At 36.2% G+C, this 24,111-nt stretch carries 24 protein-coding genes; 5 read left to right on the plus strand and 19 right to left on the minus strand.

Features of this window, described 5'->3' with window-relative positions; genetic code table 11:
- Positions 1–49: 49 nt before the first annotated feature.
- The 5 genes from cspD to flaG all read right to left on the minus strand — a co-directional run bounded on the left by cspD (position 50) and on the right by flaG (position 3,519).
- Complete coding sequence (cspD, locus tag BN1372_RS12255) at positions 50–247, minus strand: cold-shock protein CspD (RefSeq protein WP_062199887.1); 198 nt, start codon at positions 245–247, stop codon at positions 50–52.
- Positions 248–384: 137 nt separating this feature from the next.
- A complete protein-coding gene (locus tag BN1372_RS12260) occupies positions 385–738 on the minus strand; it encodes a flagellar protein FliT (RefSeq protein ID WP_062199889.1) in 354 nt (117 codons plus the stop codon).
- Positions 738–1,142: a flagellar export chaperone FliS gene (gene fliS / locus BN1372_RS12265; RefSeq protein WP_062199891.1), complete on the minus strand. Its 405-nt coding sequence runs from the start codon at positions 1,140–1,142 to the stop codon at positions 738–740. Before fliS (BN1372_RS12265) ends, BN1372_RS12260 begins: the two co-directional genes overlap by 1 nt.
- Positions 1,143–1,163: 21 nt before the next feature.
- Positions 1,164–3,149 carry a flagellar filament capping protein FliD gene (fliD, locus tag BN1372_RS12270; protein WP_062199892.1) on the minus strand — a complete coding sequence of 662 codons (1,986 nt, stop codon included), beginning with the start codon at positions 3,147–3,149 and terminating at the stop codon, positions 1,164–1,166.
- Between the two features lie 19 nt (positions 3,150–3,168).
- The gene (gene flaG / locus BN1372_RS12275; protein ID WP_062199894.1) at positions 3,169–3,519 is read right to left on the minus strand and encodes a flagellar protein FlaG; all 351 of its coding nucleotides are present in this window, start codon (positions 3,517–3,519) and stop codon (positions 3,169–3,171) included.
- A gap of 168 nt (positions 3,520–3,687) precedes the next feature.
- Between flaG and BN1372_RS12280 the strand changes: the two genes are divergently transcribed.
- Complete coding sequence (locus tag BN1372_RS12280; RefSeq protein WP_062199896.1) at positions 3,688–4,539, plus strand: flagellin N-terminal helical domain-containing protein; 852 nt, start codon at positions 3,688–3,690, stop codon at positions 4,537–4,539.
- A 40-nt stretch (positions 4,540–4,579) separates the two neighbouring features.
- Here the strand turns inward: BN1372_RS12280 and BN1372_RS12285 are convergent, their stop codons facing one another.
- From BN1372_RS12285 to BN1372_RS12305, 5 genes are read right to left on the minus strand one after another with little or no spacing between them, the layout of a single operon-like run.
- Positions 4,580–5,017 carry a YaaR family protein gene (locus tag BN1372_RS12285; protein ID WP_062199898.1) on the minus strand — a complete coding sequence of 146 codons (438 nt, stop codon included), beginning with the start codon at positions 5,015–5,017 and terminating at the stop codon, positions 4,580–4,582.
- Positions 5,018–5,076: 59 nt separating this feature from the next.
- Positions 5,077–6,480, minus strand: coding sequence for a flagellin N-terminal helical domain-containing protein (locus BN1372_RS12290; protein ID WP_062199900.1), 1,404 nt, complete (start codon positions 6,478–6,480; stop codon positions 5,077–5,079).
- Between the two features lie 21 nt (positions 6,481–6,501).
- Complete coding sequence (gene fliS, locus BN1372_RS12295) at positions 6,502–6,933, minus strand: flagellar export chaperone FliS (protein ID WP_407656467.1); 432 nt, start codon at positions 6,931–6,933, stop codon at positions 6,502–6,504.
- A 48-nt stretch (positions 6,934–6,981) separates the two neighbouring features.
- Positions 6,982–7,281, minus strand: a complete 300-nt coding sequence (locus BN1372_RS12300) for an EscU/YscU/HrcU family type III secretion system export apparatus switch protein (RefSeq protein WP_062199905.1) — start codon at positions 7,279–7,281, stop codon at positions 6,982–6,984.
- Positions 7,278–12,314, minus strand: a complete 5,037-nt coding sequence (locus BN1372_RS12305; protein WP_062199907.1) for a hypothetical protein — start codon at positions 12,312–12,314, stop codon at positions 7,278–7,280. The genes BN1372_RS12300 and BN1372_RS12305 overlap by 4 nt, the downstream gene beginning before the upstream one ends.
- Positions 12,315–12,667: 353 nt before the next feature.
- Between BN1372_RS12305 and BN1372_RS12310 the strand changes: the two genes are divergently transcribed.
- Positions 12,668–14,356 (plus strand): methyl-accepting chemotaxis protein, encoded by a 1,689-nt coding sequence (locus BN1372_RS12310; protein ID WP_062199909.1) that lies wholly within the window; start codon positions 12,668–12,670, stop codon positions 14,354–14,356.
- 123 nt (positions 14,357–14,479) lie between these two features.
- Here BN1372_RS12310 and BN1372_RS12315 read toward each other — a convergent pair whose 3' ends face one another.
- The 5 genes from BN1372_RS12315 to BN1372_RS12335 form a co-directional block, all read right to left on the minus strand.
- Positions 14,480–15,142: an N-acetylmuramoyl-L-alanine amidase gene (locus tag BN1372_RS12315; RefSeq protein WP_062199912.1), complete on the minus strand. Its 663-nt coding sequence runs from the start codon at positions 15,140–15,142 to the stop codon at positions 14,480–14,482.
- On the minus strand, positions 15,139–15,636 hold the full coding sequence (locus BN1372_RS12320; protein WP_062199913.1) for a competence protein ComK: 498 nt from the start codon (positions 15,634–15,636) through the stop codon (positions 15,139–15,141). The genes BN1372_RS12315 and BN1372_RS12320 overlap by 4 nt, the downstream gene beginning before the upstream one ends.
- Positions 15,636–15,800: a YvrJ family protein gene (locus tag BN1372_RS12325; protein ID WP_062199915.1), complete on the minus strand. Its 165-nt coding sequence runs from the start codon at positions 15,798–15,800 to the stop codon at positions 15,636–15,638. The genes BN1372_RS12320 and BN1372_RS12325 overlap by 1 nt, the downstream gene beginning before the upstream one ends.
- A gap of 69 nt (positions 15,801–15,869) precedes the next feature.
- The gene (locus BN1372_RS12330) at positions 15,870–16,094 is read right to left on the minus strand and encodes a DUF2922 domain-containing protein (RefSeq protein ID WP_062199917.1); all 225 of its coding nucleotides are present in this window, start codon (positions 16,092–16,094) and stop codon (positions 15,870–15,872) included.
- A gap of 13 nt (positions 16,095–16,107) precedes the next feature.
- Positions 16,108–16,326, minus strand: a complete 219-nt coding sequence (locus BN1372_RS12335) for a DUF1659 domain-containing protein (RefSeq protein ID WP_062199919.1) — start codon at positions 16,324–16,326, stop codon at positions 16,108–16,110.
- A 327-nt stretch (positions 16,327–16,653) separates the two neighbouring features.
- Between BN1372_RS12335 and BN1372_RS12340 the strand changes: the two genes are divergently transcribed.
- The 3 genes from BN1372_RS12340 (at position 16,654) to BN1372_RS12350 (ending at position 19,030) form a co-directional block, all read left to right on the plus strand.
- Positions 16,654–17,139 (plus strand): sigma-70 family RNA polymerase sigma factor, encoded by a 486-nt coding sequence (locus BN1372_RS12340; RefSeq protein WP_062199921.1) that lies wholly within the window; start codon positions 16,654–16,656, stop codon positions 17,137–17,139.
- A gap of 3 nt (positions 17,140–17,142) precedes the next feature.
- Positions 17,143–18,078: a PD-(D/E)XK nuclease family protein gene (locus BN1372_RS12345; RefSeq protein WP_074018187.1), complete on the plus strand. Its 936-nt coding sequence runs from the start codon at positions 17,143–17,145 to the stop codon at positions 18,076–18,078.
- Positions 18,079–18,178: 100 nt separating this feature from the next.
- Positions 18,179–19,030, plus strand: coding sequence for a DegV family protein (locus BN1372_RS12350; RefSeq protein WP_062199922.1), 852 nt, complete (start codon positions 18,179–18,181; stop codon positions 19,028–19,030).
- A gap of 58 nt (positions 19,031–19,088) precedes the next feature.
- On the opposite strand, the gene BN1372_RS12355 is transcribed toward BN1372_RS12350, so the two are convergent.
- The 4 genes from BN1372_RS12355 to BN1372_RS12370 all read right to left on the minus strand — a co-directional run bounded on the left by BN1372_RS12355 (position 19,089) and on the right by BN1372_RS12370 (position 23,952).
- Positions 19,089–20,777: a methyl-accepting chemotaxis protein gene (locus BN1372_RS12355; protein ID WP_062199924.1), complete on the minus strand. Its 1,689-nt coding sequence runs from the start codon at positions 20,775–20,777 to the stop codon at positions 19,089–19,091.
- Positions 20,778–21,117: 340 nt separating this feature from the next.
- Positions 21,118–21,993 carry an SGNH/GDSL hydrolase family protein gene (locus tag BN1372_RS12360; RefSeq protein WP_062199926.1) on the minus strand — a complete coding sequence of 292 codons (876 nt, stop codon included), beginning with the start codon at positions 21,991–21,993 and terminating at the stop codon, positions 21,118–21,120.
- A 19-nt stretch (positions 21,994–22,012) separates the two neighbouring features.
- Positions 22,013–22,981, minus strand: a complete 969-nt coding sequence (locus BN1372_RS12365) for a Gfo/Idh/MocA family protein (protein ID WP_062199928.1) — start codon at positions 22,979–22,981, stop codon at positions 22,013–22,015.
- Entirely contained in the window at positions 22,966–23,952 is a 987-nt protein-coding gene (locus BN1372_RS12370; protein WP_062199930.1) for a Gfo/Idh/MocA family oxidoreductase, read from the minus strand. Before BN1372_RS12370 ends, BN1372_RS12365 begins: the two co-directional genes overlap by 16 nt.
- Between the last annotated feature and the right edge of the window lie 159 nt (positions 23,953–24,111).

A 24,111-nucleotide genomic window follows, 5' to 3' on the forward strand; every position in this document is an offset into this window, starting at 1 on the left:
ATGGGTTGAATTTGCTTGTAATTACTCATTCACTTAAAGGGAATGGGAATTAAAGCTTAGTTACGTTAGAAGCTTGAGGTCCACGTGCTCCTTCAACGATTTCAAACTCAACTTGTTGGCCTTCTTCTAAAGTTTTGAAGCCGTCAGTTTGAATTGCTGAGAAGTGTACGAATACGTCGTCGCCATCTTCACGTTCGATAAATCCAAAACCTTTTTCCGCATTAAACCATTTTACTTTTCCTAACATTAATTCACATTCCCTTCGTTTCTTAAATCTTCGATAGAGGACGTTTCCTCTTATATTGACTATACGCTACTATCGCATAGAAGTCAAACAAATTTAGGAAGTTATCACAAAAAACTTTCAATTGTAACGTTTTCCTGTTAATTACGTTCATCATAAAATGTCCCATCAATGGAAAAACCGTCATACGGGTTAGCATATGCATTGGAAGTGTGCTGTTGTTTTTTCATTTGATTCATTTTTACTTTCACGGATGCATATAACGCTTTTGTCATTTTTTCGATTTCTTCATTTAATTGTATAATATGTTGACCAAGTTCTTTTTCTTCCTCCGTCGTTGGCGGTTGAATTGATGTAATTAATTGATCGCGCGCGTTGAAGTAATCTTCTAATTTTTTTAAATCGTTATCGCTATTTTCTTCGGTAATGCCTTGTTTTAAATGTGCGACCATTTCTTCTGAAATGGCCGCATATTTTTTTAGTGCTTCATTCATTACACACGTCCGTCGGCATTGACCGCTTTTTGTTGTTGTGTGATTTTTAATACTGCTTTCCACGTATCGCGAAATTCCACCACATATCCTTCTGCTTCTTCTAACACTTCCACGTCATTTTGTACATTTGCCTCAATAAGGCGACGATGAATGTAATCGTACATTTGCATCATATTTGCAGCGACTGAAATATCTGTATTTAGTGTGACCATTAATTCTTGAATAATGTCTTGTGCTTTTTTCAAATTTTCATTTTTGCCATTCACATCGCCATTTTTCATCGCTTGTTTTCCAGCTGAAATAAACTTTAAACATCCATTATATAACATTAATGTTAACTCTCCTGGGGGAGCTGTGTTTACTGTATTTTGTTTATACGCTTGATACGGATTGTTTACTGACATTGATTAAATGCCTCCTTATTATTAACCACCAAAAGATTGCATAAATTGAGCAGATTGGGCGTTGGCACGTTGAATCGCCTGTTCCATTGCTGTAAATTGACGCCAGTAGCGATCTTCAATATCGATTAATCGTTGTTGCCAGCGGTCCATTTGCTTTTCAATTTCATCCAAATTACGTCCTAACGTAAATTGTTGGTTCGTTTTAAACGAATTACCAGCCCGGTCTTCCACACCATGAATCGTATCCTTAATCGTAGAACGCATCCGGCGAATAATCCCTTGTTCCGCTGTCGTTTCACCATCGGCCATTAACAAGTTATAGACGCCTTCTGGATTTTCTGCAAGTGCTTTTTTCAATTTCGTTTCATCAATTTCTAATTTTCCACGGTCGTTGTAACGATTGGTCGTTTTGATACCGATTTCTACTAATTGGTTCATTTTTGGATCGAGACCGGAAACTTCCCTGTATAAATCCATCCGTAATTGACTTAACCCACTAGATAAAGTGGTGTCGCCACGAAGCACGCCACTTTTTGCTTTTTCATCCCAAAGTTTAATGTCGTTTTCTTTCATATCGCTTCTTTGTTCGTTCGTTAACGGTTGATACTTACGGTATCGTTTTTCCGTTAACTTATCATTAATAGTTCCAATCATTTCATTATACTTGTTTACGAATTCAACGATTGCTTCAAACGATTTATCGACATAATTCGTTGTTGTGACGGTTACTGGACCAGTAGTGAATTCACTTTTTAACGTAAACGTAATACCGTTTAATTCGAAATTGTTCGATGTACGTTCTGTCGCTAAACCGTTGATCATTAATTGTGCATTCGTTCCACCTTGTTCAACGGCACCTTGCATTTGTAACGTATTAGTTAGAAAGTCTCCATCTAGGACAATTTCATCACTGGTTTTATTGAAGTCACCAGTTTCTTTTCGTGTAAAGGCAATTTTTTTAGAATAATCGTCATAAAAAGCATTTACCCCAATATTCGAATCTCTAACCTCACGAAGCACTTGATTTAAACTATACGTACTATCTAAATTGAAAGATGTCGTCGTTTGTAGCCCTTGTGCATTTGTAGTAGAAATAGAAAAGTTCACTTTTTCGGTAATAAAACTTGCTTCTATTTTGCTATCTTTTGCTACTGGGTTACCGAATGTTAAAGCCCCCGTTTCTTTATCCACATATACATCTTTTGCGCCTAATGCAGCTGCTGTATCTTTTACTGTGTACGCTTCCCCATTTACTAAAATCGATTGAACGGAACGAAGTCCACCTTTTCCTAATTGGAAGTTCACTCCATTCTCTGTGACAGCAATCGATTTTTTTTCTATTTGTTGATAATCTACTTGAACGTTTGCTTTATCTGCTAACGAATTTCCGAATATTAGTGCACCTGTTTCACGGTTTACATATACTTCATTGGCACCAAGACCACTTTGCGTATCTTTAACTGTATAGGCTGTTCCATTTACTGTTACAGACACGTTTTGCACATTTTTACCTTTTATTTGTAAAGTATTAACATTTCCATTGATAACCGTAAATTTCTCCGTAGAAACATCCGAAAAGGTAAGACCACCAGTAAATTGACCTTTCATTTCCCGCAAAGATTTATTCGCATCAAAAGTCGTAGAAGCTGTAATACCAGCAGTACTTGATTTTGTTGCAGCTGTTGCTAATTTTGTTACTTCGTTAATCGTATACGAAATACTTCCTGCAGAAGCAGACGCTTGTGCAGATACTTTCGCCTCATCTGTACTAGATGCTTGCTTCGGAGTAATCACACTTTGACGTGACACTTTTTCAAATAAAAGCTTATCAAAATCATCAAGAATCTTGTTCATATTGCGATATTCATCCCGTTGCCACGTCACCCATTCTTTCTTTTGAAATAATTTATCGTATGGTTTACGTTGCACATTCATTAAATCGGTTACGAGCTTATCTGTATCTAACGCTCCAGAAAGCCCTGTAATTCTCATTTGATTAGAGAACATATTAATCACCTATCTTTTTTTAAATTTTTTTATCTACAAACAGCCCTATTAACTTTGTCATTTCCATATACATGTCTAACACTTTTTTAGATGGAATTTCCCGAATCACTTCTTGTGTTTTGGAATCTACCAGTTCTACGTAATACTCTTGTAATTCTTCATGTAGTTTGAAGTGAAGCGATGTCATCGTTGGTTCTAAAAAGTGATTTAAGCTTTCTACAACTTTATCTAACTTTTCTTTTGTCACTTCTTCTTGTGAATAATACTGTTTTGATTCTTTTGGATCGACTTTGTCTACTTTGACAGTTTGTTCGGTTTGAGTGATAGTCGATGTTAAATTTTGAGGTTGAAAAGACGAATCGATTCGCATCAATAATTCCCTCCTTATTTATGATCGTACAACTACTCTTCTATCTAATATATCGGTTACTTTTTTTATTTTTTTATCATTTTGGAAAAACTCGGTGTCGGTAAATTCTTTAAGACAAGTTACCGATATATAAGAAGAAAGACTTATTACGAGGAAAGGAGGATTTCAATGCGTATTCATAATGATTCCTTTATTTTACAAAGTCATCACAAAGTATTAAAAAATGAAAATGACGCGTCGAAAACATTACAACATCTCGGCAGTGGATTGCGAGTACGGACAGCAGCAGATGATGCTTCAGGTCTTGCTATTTCCGAACAAATGCGTGGACAAATCCGCGGTCTATCCCAAGCACAGCGAAATATCCAAGACGGGATGTCGTTAGTAAAAGCAACCGAAGAAGGGCTTGTGAAAATTCAAGGACTTTTGCAACGTGTCAATGAACTAGCTGTCCAATCTGCCAACGACACGATGACGACAGCGGACCGCGAAAATGCCCAAATGGAAGTAGATGAACTACTTGGTACGATTAATGAAACTGCGAAAAATTTAGAATTTAACACAATTACATTGCTTGGACCTGATAACGAACACGAAATCGCAACAGGACCAAACGGCGCAGCGCCAAAACTATTACTTCACGTTGGAGCTAATCCGCGTCAAACGTATGAAATCGAGTTATTTGACGTACGTACGTCGAACTTAGAAGTAGAAAATGCATCGGTTTTAACACAAACAGATGCTAGTGATTTAATTGCAAAAACACACGCATCGGTAAATAAAATTTCCGATCAATTAGCTCGAATCGGTTCGTATTATGAAGCACTCGAACATCATTATTTTAACAATACTTATTACGAAGCAAACTTAACCTTATCGGAATCATTCATTCGTGATGCCGACATGGCAGAAGAAACGTTTACATTACTTACGATTAATATCCGCCAACAAGCGGACCAAGTGTTAATCAAACAAGCAAATCAACAACCGGAAAAAGTGTTATCGTTGTTGACAGCATAAAAAACTTGCAGGGACATTTCTCTGCAAGTTTTTTCATTGGTTACGCGTACACATTTACGAGTAACCCCTTGATTTCTCCGACTAAATCAAGGATTTTTAACCCTTTTTCTTGTTCTTTTAATACAGTATCCGTTAACTCTAATAACTTTTGATCGACTTGTTTCACGATTTTGTATACTTTCGTACGGCCACGACGGTTAAAACCGCGACGTTCTTCTAATTTCAACCCGTTATCGACCGCTTCTTTCATAAAATCTTTCACCAATTGTTTGTATTTCCGTAATTCTTCAACCGTTTGTGTTTCCGCTAACACTTTCCCCTGGTCATCGATATCATGCAATAATTGTTTTAAACGATCGACAAATTGATCACTACGACCTTTTTTCATTACTTCTGCAAAGGAAACACTAGATGTTGCTACTTCTTTCTTTTTTTCGACTTTATTTACACTCGCTCGTTCAATGCGACTAACTTCCATAATGGCACCACCTTTTCATAAAAAAAGGGGAGGCTGCTACGCCTCAACCCCTTTTTTTATTATTTTAATAATTGTAACACACCTTGTGGTAATTGGTTCGCTTGTGCAAGCATTGCTTGAGCAGATTGAACAAGGATATTGTTTTTCGTAAATGTTGTCATTTCAAGCGCCATATCTGCGTCACGAATACGAGATTCTGCAGATGTTAAGTTTTCACGTGTTACTTGCACGTTGTTAATCGTATGTTCCAAACGGTTTTGCGTTGCACCAAGTTTCGCACGGATAGAAGATACTTTTTCAATCGCTTGGTCTAATTGGTGGATAGCGTTATTCGCATCTTTTTGCGTTGTTACTTTTAAACTTTCGATGCCGAGACGAACCGTACTTAATTCCGCGACGTCAATCATTACGTTTTGGTTTGTATTTGGTCCGATTTGGAATGCTAAAGCGTTGTTTACAATGTTAAAGTTTGTATCACCCGCTGTAATGCTTGTTTCATATGTGAATCGTGCACCACCATGTTCAAATACACCGTTAGTAGTAGTTAATGTTTTTTGGAATACATCTGGTTGGTATGCTCCAGCAGCATCTTTTTTATTTAACTGAACTTTTGCTTCTGCTTCTAAACGTACTTTTACTGTGCCAGCAGAAGTAATTTTACTTGTGTCAATGGATAAACCTGCAATTATTTGTTTGTTTCCATCTAATTCAATAGATTTTGGTTCCTCAACAGGAATACCATCTGGACCAATCACTTCAATACGAGCGCTTTTTGTACCACCGTCATTCACAAAATTTCGTACATTGACAGTATAAAGTCCAAAAGCCATTGCATTCGCATCTGTTTTCACACTTGTTGCACCACTTACTGAAAATACAATATCCCCTTGTTGAAGACCTGCTGCTGGTTGTACCATCGTATCTTTAAAAACTACGCCTGAAATGTTAACTTGATAATCTCCTGATTTTAAATTTGGATCCACGATTTCAATATTATCTAATGCTTTAGAAGTATTTGTTGTTTGTACGTATGTTAAAATCGCACTTGTTCCATCTAATAATTTACGAGTATTGAATTCTGTTTTTTCTGCTACACTATCAATTTCTTTAATTAATTGATCAATTTCTTTTTGGATTTCTGCACGGTCTGAATCTGTGTTTGTGTCGTTGGCACCTTGGACTGCAAGTTCACGCATACGTTGTAACATCGCATGTACTTCTGTCATCGCACCCTCTGCTGTTTGCATTAATGATACACCATCTAATGCGTTTCGTTCTGCTACTTGTAATCCGCGGATTTGTGAACGCATTTTTTCTGAAATCGCAAGACCTGCTGCATCGTCTGATGCACGGTTAATGCGAAGACCAGAAGATAATTTTTCTAAGTTTTTTCCTACTTGAAATTGGTTATTTGATAAGTTACGGTAAGCATTTAGTGCTTGAATATTATGATTAATACGCATAAGTTTCAGTCCCCTTTATTTTTAATCTTCGTATGCTGACAAATTGTCATATGTAGACATATTGTGTGTTCTTGTATTTGCTTTTGTTTCTTTGTTTATCATCGCTTGATGCCACGCCTCACTAATCATCGAAATTAATTTATGAGCTTCTTTTACTTTTTCTGCATCTTTTTTTACATTTGCGTCAAATAAAAGATTATCGACATACATATACACCGATTCTAATTGGTCGGCGATAATACCAGCATCGTAATTAAGACCAGCACCTAATCGTTTTAAAATGTCGTTGCATTTTTTTAACGATTCATTTACTTCGACGTAGTCTTTTGTTTCGATTTTTCGGATGGCATTTTCTAAATGATCAAGCATTGCTTCGTATAATAAAGCGGTTATTTCTTGTGGCGTTTTTTGATACAACGCTTCTTCTGTTATTAATTCTGCCAAGCGAAACACCTCCGCTATTTTGTTCTACTTAATGTATCGGTTATTTCCGTTAAAGGTTTAATATTTTCGTTCAATTTCTTCTAAAAGAAGAAAAATTTCTGCCATTACATTATATAGTTGAGGTGGGATATTTTCCCCCAAGTCCATGTCAAGCAAGTTTTGTACGAGGGAAGAGTTTTCTTGAATAGGGATGTCATTTTTTTGAGCCATTGCGATTAGTTGACGAGCGATTTCCCCTGTTCCTTGTGCTACGACTGTTGGTGCTGCGTCGGTTCCTTCGTCATAACGAACAACTGCAGCGGACGGACCGTTCGTTGCCCGCCGCCTGCTTTGATTATACGATTTTGAAATCATCATATTGTGAAATCAAATCCTTTCTCCGTAAAGATTGGCATGGATGGTGGTGTGTTGGTTGTTTCTTGTTCCGTTGTTGGTGCTTTTTCTGTTGCAAGTTTCCTGAATTGAATAGAGCTCATGTTATAGCCAACTTCTTCTAATCGCTTCGTTGCTTTTTCTACGAGTGGCGACACCTTTTCCTCAAAATCAGGTAAATTATTTTTTAACGTAACCGATAATTGACGGTCTACTACATTCACAAGAACTCCCGTTTCTCCTAATTTGTTCGTATCTAGTAAAAAGTATAAACTGCAATTTTCCCAGTCTACTTTTTCTCCTTGGTTTTTCGAGTTTACATAAACTTGTAAGTTTTGTACGTTTTTGTTTAATAGTAGTGGCAAGCTGAAAAACAAATGTTGTGGCGTCGTGCCGTGATCAGATTTACTTAACAATTGTTGACCGGTTACATTATTTAATGCTTGTTCGGCTGCTTGTCGTACTTGTGTGTTTTCTTGTTGTTCTGCTAGTTGGAGCAACGCTTGTTTCATATTTTTAGATAAGTTCATGTCTTTCTCGGAAACGAGCATTTGCCCCACTTCACTATCATAATTTAACCCCATTGTCCGAACTTGTTCATACACACCACGAGCAGAATGTTCGAATGTAGCTTGCGTTCGCAACGTTTCTGTAAATGAACGAATTAATTGCTCTTGCGGTTTGTACATTTTAATAGCCTCTTCTTCTTGCATGACAAAATGCTGGATTCGCACGTCTTGCGGTTTAAATTGTAGACGTTCGAGCATACTTTTCACGTCACGAACAATCGTTTGAACCCCTTTTAAATCGCCTTTATCAAGTAATTTTTTCGCTTCCGCTAGTTGACTGCTTGCTTGAATGAGTTGCTTTTCTGTTTTCATATCCGTAAGCATCATCATATCGCTTTTTAAAATGGTCTGGTCGAGCGTTTTAATCGTTGATTCTAGCATTTGGCGAATTTGTGGGGCAGCATTTTTTTGAAATTGTTTCGTTAAAAAGTTGATGCTATCTAAATTTTTCATTAAATCGCGTTTCGTTTGTTTAAAGTCGATTGCTGCTTGTGCTAGTTTTTCCGTTACCCGCGTGACGACTAAATCTTTGGACGTAAAATGTTGGACCGATTGCATCCATTGTTGTTCTTCTTGTTGTTGCAGTAGTTGTTCAGCGGCATTTGATTCTACTGGTTTTTCCGCTTTCGTCATCATTTCTTGCACTGCTTCTTGGATTGCGTTACGTGCTTTCATTTCACGCCCTTTTTCTTTAAAACTAGTTGCTTCTTCTAGTTTTTCTTGCACCTTTTTGCTTAATTCAGGCATGTCTTTTTCGATATTTTGCACTTCTTTTAACACCGACTGAATCATTTTTTCAACGCTTGGTTCTTTTTGTAATTGTTTTTGTAATGTTTCTACTTGATCGGTCGTTAATCGTGGTGATGGATTTACTAGTTGTTTTGATTCCATTACCCGCGCTTGTTGCAAACCGTCTTGCAGTAGTTGTTTGCTTTCTGCTTGTTCTCCTTCTTCAAGCAGTTGTTTTACTTGTTGGACTGTTTCTTGTACTTTTGCTTTTACTTCTGGCGGCAATTCCGTACTCTCTGATACAGCATCGCTTATTTTTTGAATAGCGCGATCGACTGGTGTTGTTTTTGCCACTTGCTCTAGTTGTTGTACACCTTGCTGTGACTTTGGTGTATTTGCAACAGATTGGAGTACTTGTTGCAATTGCTCCTTTGCTTCCGGTATGCGTCCAACTTTGGCAAACGTTTCTGCTATCTGGACTGCTTGTTGTACTTTATCTGCTACTTCTTTCGATAATGTTGGATTCGTGGCTACTTGCTTCACTGTTTCGATTGCCTTTTGAACATTTGGCTCCCGATTTACTTGTTCTATTGTTGACGGAATGTCTACTTGCTTTGATGTTGGTGCGATTGTTTGTAATTGTTGTTGCAAATGAACCTTGGCTTCTGCATCGCGACCAGCTTTTACGAGCGCGTCGCTTTCTTTTAATGCTTGCGTTACTTTATACGCTATTTCTTTTGGGAGTTCTGGACGTTGCGCTAACTCTTGGCGTACTCGTTCCACCGCTTTTTGACCAGTTGATTCATTTGCTGCTATTTGCTTCAGCGTTTCTATTGTTTGGGCTGGGCTATTTTTTGTTGCTACTGTTTGCAATTGATTTTGCAATTGTGCTTTTGCTTCCGTTCCCCGGCCTAACTTCACAAATGTTTCCGCTGTTTGCACCGCTTGTTGCAATTTATCCGCTACTTCTTTCGGTAACGTTGGATTCGTGGCTACTTGTTTCACTGTTTCGATTGCTTTTTGAACATTTGGTTCGCGTGTTACTTGTTCTAATGTTGCCTGCATATCTACTTGTTTTGTTGGCATTGTTAATGCTTGAAGCTGTTTTTGTAAATGCGCTTTCGCTTCCGTATCTCGACCGATTTTTATGAGCACATCGCTTTCTTTTAACGCTTGCGTTATTTTATTCGCTATTTCTTTTGGGAGTTCTGGACGTTGCGCTAACTCTTGGCGTACTCGTTCTGCCGCTTTTTGACCAGTTGATTCATTGGCCGCTACTTGCTTCATCGTTTCTACTGCTTGAGCTGGTGATTCATTTTTTGCTAATTGGTTTGAAATATTTGTTAATTGATTTTCTAATCGCGTTTTGGCAGCTATCCCGCGTCCCATTCTCGTTAGTACATCTACCTCTTGGATTACTTTTTGCAATCGGTCTGCTATTTCTTTTGGTACGGTCGAATTGGACGCTACTTGTTTGGCTATTTCCATCGCTTTTTGAACGCTCGGTTCGCGACTAATTTGGTTTTTCGCTTGATCGATGATTATTTTAATATCTGCTTGTTTTAGTTGCTCGATAGACGCTTGCAATTGATTTTTCAAATGCGCCTTTGCTTCCGCTCCTTGACCTAACTTCACAAATGTTTCCGCTGTTTGGATCGCTTTTTGCAATTTATCTGTCACTTCTCGTGGCAATGTTTCGTTCGTTGCTACTTGTTTCACTGTTTTGATTGCTTTTTGAATAGTTGATTCGCGAGTGAACTGATCCAATATTTTGGCAAGATCTACTGATTTTGCTGACGTTACCATATCGAGTTGTTTTTGCAAATGGACTTTCGCTTCGTTATCATGGCCGATTTTTACAAGGGCTTCACTTTCTTTTAAAGCTTGATTTACTTTGGATTGAATCTCTTTTGGTAATTCTAATCGAGTGGACACTTCTTTTTGAACATGTTCAACCGCCTTTTGACCTGTCTCTGCTTTTTCCACTATTTGCTTTAATAGATGGACCGCTTTTTCAACTGATTGATGTGATGATATGAGTTGATTCAACTGATTCACAATGCGAGATTTCGCTTCTTGACCTCGGTTTACTTTTGCTAGTACTTCCGCTTCTTGTACTACTTTTTGTAATGGATTGGATATTTCTTTCGATAGTGTCGATTGGTTCGCTACTCGTTTCACCGTTTCAATCGCTTTTTGACTATTCGGCTCACGAATTACTTCTTGCTTCATTTGCCCAAGTACTTCTTGGGTCATTTTTTCTAACCCTTGTGTGATGAGCTGATGACTTTTTGCTACATGTCCGTCTTTATAAAGTTTAGCTGCTTGTTGTAACAGTTGTTCTGTTTTTTCCATTGATTTGACCGAAAAAGACGATTCTCTCATTTGTGTTGTCATTCGTTCGATTGCTTTCAAAAAATTCGGTTCTTTTGCAAATGTTTCTTTCATTTGTCCAATTTTCTCAAGTGAGTGTGTAGGTGGTTGTTGCACTGATTTTTCAAAATCACGAACTGCTTTTGTAAGCATTTCTTTCGCTTCAACAGTGCGACCGACTTGAATTTGTTTTTCTACTTTTTCAATAGATTCCTTCAATGATACAGTACCTTTTAATGATTCTATTTGTCCTATTATTTCTTTTAAATCTTTCACGTTTTCCCTCACATGAGGTTGGCTGCTCATTTCTTTGATTTGTCTTACAGTATCCATTGCTTTTATTTGTTTTAAAAGATAATCACGACTATTTTCCGGTAACGTTTCGGCTGTTTGAATCGCTCTTGCTAAAAATGCTCGTTCTTGTTTTGTCCATGATTCTGATTGAATAGCTTCTCGAATCATGTCCATCGCTTGTTCTTTCGTCGTTGTTTGCGCTACCTTTTGATGTAGCGCTTCTGTTTTTGTTCCTTGTGATTGATGGCTCATTTGTTCCCTAACACCATTTTTTATTTCGTGTTGATTTAACGTTAATGTCTTTTCAAGAGCTGCTACTACTATTTTCCGCGCCTTTGTTGGATTTTTCTCCGCTTCTTCAACTGCTACTTTTACTTGTCGTTGCACTTCTTCCGGCAAAGACTGTAACGCTTCTTTGACAATCGCTATTACTCTTTGCGGTTCTTTTTCTATTTTTTGTTTAAGAGTAGCGATTGGATTTTCCTTTGTCGTTTCTAATGGTACATTCAATGCTTTTGCTACATTTTGCAACGTTTTTTGTAATGGCTCACCAAAAAGTGCTTCATGGACCGCTTTTAAATGAGCACTTGTCGGTACTAATTGTTTAGTTGCTAATGCTTGAGCTGTTTGCAGTTTTTCTGCATCAGTTCCTTTTGCCTGTTTAAAAAATTGCTGTAAATCAGCCACCGTCTCTTTCGTTAACGGCACCCCTTGTTTGAAAAATGAATCGAGCGCTTGATTCACGTCTTTGTTCACATGCTTCACTTGAAAAGTAGTTTCAGCAATATTTTTTTGCGCGACAGGAACATTTGGTAAAGGCTTCATCACAGGCTTTCCATTCCGCTCACCAATCACTTCCACTGTCGCCTCTTCACCAGCCTTCAGAGCACCAGTCACTGCAATTTGAATCTCCTTACCACGCAACTGAACCGTTGCTTCACCCAACCGTGTCTCTTTCACCTTGACTTGATAAACCTCTCCCTTTTTCAACTCCACCGGGCGCTCCTTACCACGTCCCTGTGCCACAACAATCTGATCATTTTGAATCTGCATTATCGTACACCCCGTTCTCATATCGCTACCCATAATATCGGACAAAAAAGAAAGGAGTTTAACATTAAAAAGCGGACGAGGACTCTCTCAAGGACGACAAAAATAGATGGAGTAACGAATGAAACAATCTTTACTCATAGAACAATCCAACCGCTGACTCTATTCCTAACAATTCCCCAACAAAAAAAACAAAATTTTTCTACCTTTTTAAGAAATCAAGCTACCAAACTAAGACTAAATACTCATTTTCGTAAAAGTTGTGATATAATGATTAATACCGATATAGGTATTAATCATTATAGAACTGTACCTACACACTTTACTTGTAAAAGATGAGACTAGGAGATGGAGTAATGACCTTACGGAAAAAATTATTATTTAGCTTTTTATTAGTAAATGCTTGTTTACTAATCATTTCAGGAATAAGTATTGGTTCGCTTGTTAAAACAAATCGAGCGTATACGAATATTTTAGAAAATCAAGTAGATGTACTCATTCACATTAATACATTGGTAGAAATTGTATATGGGGAACAAAAAGCAGAACGCGGTTATTTTCTTTACGGGGATCAAAAATATAAAGATAATTTTATGAAACGAATAAAGGGATATGAAGAAACATCAAATTACATCTTAAAAATGTCTGACAATAAAGAAGTAAAAAATTTAGTAGAAGAATTAAATGAAATCCATCATACGTATCAATCTGATATCTCAGATTTAATCAGGGCTCAAGATACAAAAAGCATGGAACGAGAACAGTTATTAATGAATACAAAAGAAGCAAGTTCTATAGCGAATGAATTTTCAGAGAAAACCGATAAACTTTTACAATTACAAATGAAAATTGTAAAAGACGAGCGTGAAAAAGTGAAAAAGAGCTCCGGACAAACATTGCTCTTTATCATTATGATTAGCATGGTTGCCACAATCATCGGTATCGTCGTTGCCTTTATTACAAGTCGCAGTATTCGCCTACCTGTTAACGAATTACGTAAAAAGGCAGATCAAGCAGCAAGCGGCGATTTAACGGGAGATGATTTAAGATCCCATTCAAAAGATGAAATCGGTGCTTTAGTACAATCATTTAATCAAATGAAACAACATTTAAAAGTGGTATTAACGAATATTCAATCAATGGCTAAAAATCTTGAAGTCTCTTCAAACCAACTCGCTTTAAGTGGAGATGAAACGACGAAGGCAACAAATGAGATGACAGGAAAAGTACAAAAGATTGCTGAACACGCTACTCAATCTTCTCAAACAACGCAAGAAGCAGCAGTGGCAATGGAAGAAATGGCAGTTTCCGTTCAACATATTGCAGAAAACACATCGGAAATTGCTGACCTTTCAGCAGATACAGCTTTTGAATCAACTAACGGAAAAGAAGCGGTGAAATCAGCGATTAACCAAATAAAATCTATTCAAGATACGGTAGGTAAACTAGCGCAAGTGATTACCCAATTAAATGAGCGCTCATCACAAATTAGTGAAATTACAGAAGTAATTTCAGCGATTTCTGCTCAAACGAATCTTTTATCATTAAATGCAGCCATTGAAGCCGCTCGTGCTGGGGAACACGGAAAAGGTTTTGCAGTTGTGGCGGATGAAATTCGTAAACTAGCGGATCAATCGAGTCGTTCAACAGAAGAAATCGCCCAACTTATTTTAGAAATACAAAATGATACCACTCATGCGGTAAAAGCAATGGAGCAAGGAACAGAAGAAGTTGCAAAAGGGGTACGTGTTGTTGAAGGTGCAGGACAATCGTTTACAAATATTAATGAATTGATCCAAAAAGTAGCGGGGCAAATTGAAGTTGTCTCCTCCTCTTCAGAAGAATTATCAGCAAGTGTGGAAGAAGTGACCGCTTCTATCCAAAATGTTGCGGAACAATCAAATGAAACCAACCTTTCTACTCAAAATATCGCTGCTGGAAGTGAAGTATTACTAGCAACGATGGAAGAAGTCGAAATGCGTATTAAAGAAGTCCATAACATTGTTCATGAAATGAACAATGTGGCGACACAATTTAAATTATAAAGAAATCTTTCATCAGTGGGGCTTTGACTTCTCGTTAATGAGAGCTAAAAACAATGCTAAATAGGTAAAGAAGGCCTAGAAAAATAAGTATTTTTCTAGGCCTTTATCTATGTTAAAAATGGCTTATTTAATAAATGCATCGTATCCTTTTATTTTTAATTCTTTCACTAAATTTTCAGCGTTCGTTTTTTGTTTAAAAGCACCAATTTGAACGGTGTATATTTTTGAGCTTATCTTTTCTTGAGATATGTGTGATGGTAGGTAGTGACGTGCAAGAACTTGTACGACAGCTTCTGCTAATGTTAAACGGTAATCTTTGTTTTTTAAGCGGGCGAAATCTCGAACGTTGTCTAAAAAGCCGTATTCTACAATGACGGTTTCGACTTTTCCTGTGTCGCGGTGCATGAAGTAATAGTCATATCCATTTTGTCCTTTTTTCGAAAAGGCACGACGCAACGGTTGACCAGCCTTGTGAATAGCTTCTGCACATTCTTTTGCCAGTGTATCGCGACTAAAAATCGAATGGATTGTTTCTACTCCTTCTCCGCCCCCAGCATTAAAATGATTGCTAATGCAATAAAGGGCACCACTTTTTTTTACAAATGCTGCTCGTTCTTTCGGTGATAATGTATCGTCTTGATGACGTGTTAACCGGACTGGCACTCCTAATTCTTTTAATCGGTTAAATTGATAGAGTGATATTTCTAACACCCAGTCTTTCTCCTGAATCCCATTCGCAACGGCACCCGCATCTACTCCTCCATGGCCTGGATCAATAACAATCATAAGGGCCATCCTTTATTTGGTTGAAAGGCAGACTGCGAAAATTGGGCAATACATTGTGCTGTTCTTCGTAGTTGTGAATCCATAATATGATACGATACTGGAACAATCGTGGATGTACTATTTAAAAAAAGAACTTTTGTACTCGGCAATTTCTCCACCATTAAGGGTTCAATGTGGATAATTTTACGATAATTAAACCATGTGCAATTCATTGATTTTGTTGCGCTTGTTGGAAACATATAAATACCAGCAATCGGACAAATCGGAATTGGCACTTTATGTTTTGCTCCAATGCGATGGATGACTGATTTTCTTCGTCCCTCTAACGACGAACCACCGTCTAAACAAGCTTGTTCTAAAATAGATTCAATCGATTCTTGGACATAAAATGTTCCGTCTGTTTCCATGACTAATGTCTGTGCTCTCTCATGCTTTGCTGGAATTAATGCCATCGTTTTCTCATTCAATTGATACTCCATTAATATTTCAGTCATCATGAAACCTCCCTATTTTTGATCGTACATTCTGCAATTTTTTCTGGTAACTCTATGACAGAACCATTCAGAGCTTCCAGTTTTGTTTCTATACGATATAACAAATAAAGTGTCACAACTGCTGGAAATCCAACTTCTTGAATAAACGATAACCAAACTTCCATATCAGACTCCTTTCTTGTTATTCATGAGAAAATGAGGGGAACACACACTTCCCCCCCACTCCCTAGTCATTATGGTGTAACAGTAATTTCAACTACAGACCGGTCGATGATTTGGGCACCTTTTTTTGCTTTTAAAAAGCCTGTCGTTGTCGTAATGAACTTTTCTGCGATGATTGTGTCCATTACTTGGTTCACCAGTGCTTCATTGACTGGCTCTACTGGTGCATCAATCGACAATGTAAACGTTTTGTCTTGGTCTGTCATAAATTGAAGTGCTAATGTTTTCTTTTGCATCGGCTATCCCTCCTTATTCTTGGATTAAGTTTGTCTCCACACGCTCAATGCGCTCTAATGGAAACTTTTGCAACGACGCGATTAAGCGTCCAATTCGATTACATTGTTCTGCTGTAGCGTCTAAATGAAGTCCTGTAATCACCTTCGAAGCGAGCATCATTTCACCTTTTGCATTCACTCCCTTTTGCAGAACTAGACGTAACTGAGTATTCATTTTGCTTTCAACTGCCATTGCGTTTCACCCCCTTCACCCTTTATGTAGAAAAAATAATAAAAAAGGGGGCATCTCGAAAACAACTTTCTGTTTTCTACTAATATTGTAAATCCCAACCAAAAGTATGACAATAGATACTATTCAAAATTTACGAAATATTTACATTATTTTATATATTAAAACAAAATATGTATGAAATTTGTGAAAAAATGCCCTTTTTTCGAAATTTGAAGGAATAAAACGTTCCAATATTCATTTTTGGCCATATGACAAACTACACAAGCCTTCGTATAGTAAAAGTACCGCGGAATTCTAGTAGCGTACGTACGCTTGCAAGGAGAAATCATGTCATTTGATCAGTTACTTTTTCAATATGAGCCGTTAATTTATCGCGTGATGAACACATTACACGTCTACCGCAATAAAGAAGAGTACTACCAGGTAGGATTGATTGCATTATGGGAAGCGGAACGTTCTTTTTCAGAAGAAAAAGGTGCTTTTTTGCCGTATGCATACACGGTAATTCGAGGTCGCATGCTGGATTATTTAAAGAAACAAAAGAAATATGAATCCGAAACACCGACAACGTTTGAAGAACAACTAGAAGGATCTTATGAAATGAACACATTTGATACGTTACAGGAATATGTCGATTTATTAACACCCAAACAGCAAAAGTGGCTCGTTTATACATTTGAACGAGATTATTCTTTAAAACAAATTGCAGAACTAGAACAAACAACGGTAGAAGCAGTGAAATCGTGGCGGAAACAAGCACTCAAAAAGATTCGGAGTTATTGTATAATGGAAAGAGACGCAGTTAGGAGTTGAACGATGGATTTTCAAATTCAAACGTATCCGACCTTTTCCTGGTCGTTATCACGACACAAAACATTAATGAACTGTCCGCGGCAATATGCCTTTCATTACTATGTATCCCATAACGGTTGGTTAAATAATGCTACTCCGTTAGCAAAGCATGCCTATCGGTTAAAAAAGTTAACGACGTTGCCCCTTTTATTTGGGAGCGCCACACATGGATTTATTGAACGATCGTTAAAAGATTATATGGACGGTAGGCCGATTCCAAGCGCCGAACGATTTAATCAAATGATTCGAAAAAATTTAAATAATGCGTTTAAAATATCGACACAAATGCCACAGTTATGGCAAGAACGGCCAAGTAAATATCCAATGCTCCATGAAATTTACTATGACGGTGCCATTTCACCAGATGCAATTGCAGAAATGAATGAACGGATTGATGGATGTACAACTCACTTTTATAAAAGTAAGTCGTATGAGACCTTAACCGATTCATCTACACACATTGTCCAAGTGGAACGTTTTGACCGGATGTTCATCGAAGAATTGCCAATCTACGTAAGCCTAGATGTCTTATATAAGGATCATAATGGTACATGGTATATCGTGGACTGGAAAACCGGATATGAATACGAAGACGACCCGTTACAGTTAGCATTATACGCCCTATTTGTCATGGATAAGTATACGCTTGCTTCTTTAGATAATTTGGTGATACGTAATGAATATTTGTTTTTAGGGAAAACGAAAGAATATACGTTATCGAATGATTTGTTGCATCGCATCGACTACACAATGAAAGCAAGCATCGAAGAAATGAAAAAATATTTAGTGGATGTCGAACAAAATCAGCCTGTCGATTTAACCGACTTCCCTGCTTATCCAGAACCGAAAAAATGTCAACGTTGTCCGTTTCAAGAATTATGTCAACATCGAGCAAATTAAAAAAATTGTCGAACTTTTTGATCGTTTGCTTGATTTATCAGAATTTTAATAGATAATAAACAAAGAGAGATTGAAATACGCGTATTATAAGGAGTTTTTCATGTCTAAAATTAAAATTGTTACAGACTCAACGGTAGATTTAGATAAACAGCTTTTAGAAGAATTAGAAATTGAAATGATTCCATTATCGATTACGTTTAATGGAAAATCTTATTTAGACCACGTCGATTATACGTCTGCAGAATTTGTTCACATGTTAAAAAATGCGGAGGAATTTCCGAAAAGCTCGCAACCAGCCATCGGTACATTTGTAGAACTATACGAACGACTTGGCAAAGAAGGATACGAAGTGCTGTCGATTCATATGACAGGCGAAATGAGTGGAACTGTTCGTGCAGCAGAAACAGCTGCCAATATGGTTGATACGAAAGTAACGGTCGTCGATTCCCGCTATATTTCTACTGCATTAAATTTCCAAGTCATTGAAGCAGCAAAAATGGCAAAAGAAGGCGCAAAGGTCGAAGAAATTTTACCACGACTTGCATACATCCGGGATCACTCTTTCTTGTATATTATGGTCGACACGTTAGAATATTTAATGAAAGGTGGTCGTATCGGAAAAGCAAAAGCATTTATCGGGTCATTGTTAAAAATTAAACCGATTGCCACACTGAAAGAAGGCGCGTTAGAACCTGTCAGCAAAGCACGAAGCCATATGCAAGTAATCAAACAATTTTTACAATTTATCGAAGAAGATGGATCGAATAAAGTGATTAAAGGAATTGGCATTGCCCAATTAGAAGCAAAAGAACTAGCAAATAAATTAAAAGATTCGTTAATCGAATTACGCGACGACATTACTAACGTTCCTATTTATGAAACAGGTGGTGTCATTGGCACACACACTGGTCCAGGTGCCATTGCATTAATGTACTGGGTAGATGACAAATAAGTCGATAAAATAGCAAAAATCCTACAGAACAAAAAATTCTGTAGGATTTTTGTATGCATTATAATGTAAAACGATCTGTTTCTTGGTTCATTTCTCGAACGATACCATTTAATTCTTCTAATCGTTTTTCGACTTCTTCCATCGTAGCTAATAATTCTTCACTACCTGCAGCAACAGATTGTGTGGCATTGCTTACATCACCAGCTTGTGCAGCAACATCTTGAACAGAAGCTGTTACTTCTTCTACACTTGCAGAAAGTTCTTCTGATGCAGCAGAAACTTCTTCGATTTGAGAAGCTACTTTTTGGATTAAACCATTGATTTGACTAAAGGAGCCTCCCGCATGTTCTACAACTGTTACCCCTTTTTCTACTTCATTTGTACCTTGTTCCATCGCTTGAACAGCATTGGATGTTTCAAGTTGAATTTCCGAAATTAATTTTGCAATTTCTTCTGTCGAACGACTAGACTGTTCTGCTAGTTTACGAATTTCTTCCGCTACTACCGCAAATCCTTTTCCTTGTTCACCAGCACGCGCTGCTTCAATCGCAGCATTTAACGACAATAGATTTGTTTGAGCAGAAATAGCTGAAATCACTTCCGTAATTTCTCCAATTTGAGAAGAACGTTCATTTAAATGACTAATGACTTGCGCTAACTGACCAACTGTCAGTTGAATGGATTGCATTTGTTGGATTGCTGAATCAACTGCTGCTCGTCCGTCTACTGATTCACGCGCTGTATCGGCAGAAATATCTGAGATTTCGGATGTATTTTCCGCAATACGTTGAACTGCCACAGCCATTTCTTCCATTGCCGAAGCCGCTTCTTTCGTTGTATATGACGATTGCTCTGCATGTTCTGCAATGTCTTGAATTTGCGTCGCCATATCGTTTGATGCTTTCACTGTTTCTTCCCCGCTTGTTGCTAACTGACCTGTTGCATTACCAACACGATGAGCCATCATTTGAATATTAGTTAAAACGGTTCTTAAATTATGTTTCATACTATTAAACGATTTTACTAAAGCTGCAATTTCATCTTTTGTAGTTGCTTGTAAATCTTCGCTTGTTAAATTGCCATCTGCCGTTTGATCTGCATTTTCGCGTAATCGATTAATTGGAACTGTGATGCTACGACTAGTTGTAAAGGCGATTACAATCGCGACAATCGCTGCTAAAACAGTTACCACAATAATCGCTACTAATGTTGTTTGACTAGATTTTGTTACATTATCGCGGTCTTGTTTTACAAGATCTGTTTGTAATTGTACTGCTTTATCTGCTTTTGCTGCAAATTCTATCCCTATTTCCCCTGCTTGTTTTACTTCTTCTAACGCTTGCTCACGAGTCATCGTACCATTATTCATCGCGTTTACAGCATCTTCTATTTCTTTATTATATTGATTGTGTAAATCGATAATTTCATACATAATTTGTTTTATATCTTCATTTGTTGCATTTTTTAAAATCTCATCTGATGTTTTCTCAAATTCTTTTGTCAGTTTATAAAAATCATCCATGTACATTTGGTCATTATATAAAAAATAACCTCGATTTGTTTTTTGTTCATCATACACAATCTCAATTAGTTGGTGCATTTCAAATAGAATATCTACTCGTTTTTCTAAAATGTTTTCATACGCTTTATTTGTTTTCATGAGCGATCCAATACCAAGACTAGCTACGATCAGTAAACAAATATTAACGATAGAAAAACTAATCAATAGTTTTTTTCGCAATGTCATATACTTCGTCCCCTTCTGTTTATAATTACAAGTCTACTTTTTTTACTTGATTGAAACTTGTATTTTTTTGTAATTATATAGTTATTTTTTCATGCCTCTTATTTTAATATAATACCCCCTTTTACCTATTTTTAAAATGGTTATAGGGGAATTTTTTTATAGAAAATACATTTAGAAAAAAGGAAGCGTTCGGTTTGCTAGCCTTATATATAGTCATGGAAAGGCTACGTCAAAATGCATTTCATATTCATTTTGTGAACTACTAACAGTATAAATGGAAGGGAAAAAATGATTAGTATAATGAAGTATGCTAGAAGTGGGGATTTTAGTTCTTCCTTCACTAATAGTTAAAATTTGATTTGATTGTTTTAATTAACTCTATTACTTCCATATCCTTTATATTAAACCGTTTTTGAATATTGCTTATTAATTCTTTTAATTCCTCATTCTTTTTTAATTGAAGAAGCGTAATTAAAAAATTATATAAATTATCCTCGTAATATGGAATAGCTTTATAAGACGTTTGAAAATGCTCATATGCCTCTTGAATTTTATTTTCATTATACGCATAACTTCCTAATACATTCTCATAAAATGCTTTCAAAAAACTACTCAACTCAGTTGCCACTAAACGATTTCCCTCTTGATTTAAGTGATGATCATCTGGTAATAAGTACTGATGAGGATTATCTGGTTGAATATGTTTTTCCATATCTAAATAAAAAATCTGACAGTTATCACTGACTCCTCGGTAAATTTTATTATATTCGATAATCTCTTTTAAGATTCCTGGATATTGCTTCTCCATTTTCTTAGATGTTGGACAAATTCCAACAATAATCATTTTTACTTTCGGCCTAAGATTCATTAATTCTATTATTTTGTTTACATACCCTTTGAACTCTAAAATCGGGACCATTTGTCTGCCATTTAATTGTTCACGAAACCAACAATCTACAATTCCAGCTTGTAGTACCATCACATCGGGCTCATAAAAAAATAAATGATCAGCAAACTGATTGTATATATCTTTAATCGTATAAAATCTTTGAGAACGATTAATCACTTCAATATTAGAATCTTTCCATTCCTTTGCAATTATTGAGCTATACGTATGTTCATAATGAACTGCTAACTCAGTTTCATCTGGAGTATAATTATTAATTCTATGTGGTCTTGGTAAACCTAGTGAATCCCCGACAACAACAATTCTCATTTGCCCTCAATTCCATTTCTTATATTTTTCTTTTTACCATTTTACGATACATAGTACGCACTACATGATCATGGACCTCAATCGGCAATAAATCCGATGTTTCAGGATTATTTAAAAAAGCAACTGTCTGATTGTATAAACCGGGTTTAAATAATTGGTCTTTTTCATCATTGAGATTAACTTTATTAATTGATACCGATCCAATCGCTTGAATATGCAATTGTTCTAACGGTCGAAAAATATAACGATGTTTTTTTGTTAATATTTCTACTCCCCATCTTCCTGGCGCTTCCCAATTTGCCTGATAGGAAAAAAGGGCACCTTTTTCCGTCATCCCCGCTCCTGCAAAAATGGAACCATTTGGATGCCAAGGAAGTGAACCACTTACGTAACTTTGTATTTCTTTTGGAAACCCCCCCAAAAAGAAGGCTAAATCAACCACATGCGATGAATTTCCTAGAAACCATTGATGAAAAACTTCTTCTGGCTTATTTAAATCTTTAATTTGATGACTCCATTCTGTAAACTCAAAATGAAATGACGTTACTCCACCATCCTTTTGAATCATTTGTTTGGCTGTTTGTACGGATGAGTAGAACCGACGATTATAGGCAACATACACTTTTGCATTATATAATTGAGCTGCTTTTTCCAACCGATGAATTTGTTCACTATTTAATGCTGCAGGTTTTTCTATTAATATTTTTTTAAATTCTAGTTCTAGTAATTGTAATGCAACATCAAATAATTGATCTATATTAACTGCTATAATAGCAGTTTTACAACCAACTAAAATTTTTTTATTTTTAGAAATACCTCCTTCATAAACAAAAAAACCAGTTTTTTCGGTAAAAAACGAAGCTGATGTTTGACTTCTACCTACGACCACGACATTTTGAGATAAACTTTTTAACACCTTTACGTATTCCATAGCCATATTTCCAGCACCTATTATAACAATTGGTGACTTTGTTAAGTTATTGGACATATAGTCACTCTCTTTCCTTCAATATAAGAAAGTTTTCTTAAAAACTCCCTCAATAATAATTGATGTAATTCCATGGATTTTAAATAAGGAGTTAAATTACATTGTTTTTGTTCAAATAATTTTTTTATAATTACATGACTTACTTCACTAATTAATATATTTGGATAATCGATATATTCTTCTTTCCATTGATTTTGTTTCTGAAACAAAAGAATGTTTTTTTCTTTTTTGTTTATAATACATTTTAGATTATCACTTTCAATAGTGATTGTAATTGGAATATTAGGTTCTTTAAATGATTCGATAGTAATGTCCGCTTTCATTTTTTTATCTGAAACACCTTTTAATTTTCCTGTAAACTCAATGTATCCTTCTCTTTTACTTGGCAAAATAATATTATCCAATTCTGAAAAGTAAATATTAATATCATTATCGTTAATGAGATATGAAAATATATCTAAATAATGAACGCCATTTGAACCTAAACCAACGTTGCTCCCACTAACTCTAAAATTAATAAATTGTGAAGTTTTAAGTTTAGATTTTAAAAAATGGTAGAAGGGATATTCTCTTCTTGTACAATTTACATAAGTATAATTCAAAATCCCCTTTTCCTGTAATATAGTTTTCACTTCTTGAAAATCATCTATACTCGGAAATAAAAATTTCTCCAAAATTAAAAATTGTATCGAATTTGCATGATAGAGCAGTTGTTTAATAACTTCTTTACGCATCATTGAAGAAGTGGCTATAATAACGCCATCCAATACTTTAGGAATTTCATTTAAATTCGTAGTAAAGGTTAAATTGTGTTGGCATTTCAAGTTTACTTCTTTATAATGATTTTCCGCAGACTTTAAAGACTCAATACTAGGATCCACAACAAAAATATTAGAGGAATCATCCAATTTAGACATGGATTGTAAATGTCTTGAACCTATATGCCCACTCCCAATGATTGCAATGTCCATGTTTTCACCCCTATACAAGTATATAAATTTATAAAATTTGTTATCTAATAAAGAAATACCATAAGTGAAGGTTGCTTTATTTGTAGATTAAAATATTTTTCAAAGAAATAAGTCACTGTTAAAGTTAGAAAAAGTATTGTAACGTCATTTTTATGATGT

The organism is Massilibacterium senegalense (assembly GCF_001375675.1).
GTDB lineage: Bacteria > Bacillota > Bacilli > Bacillales > Massilibacteriaceae > Massilibacterium > Massilibacterium senegalense.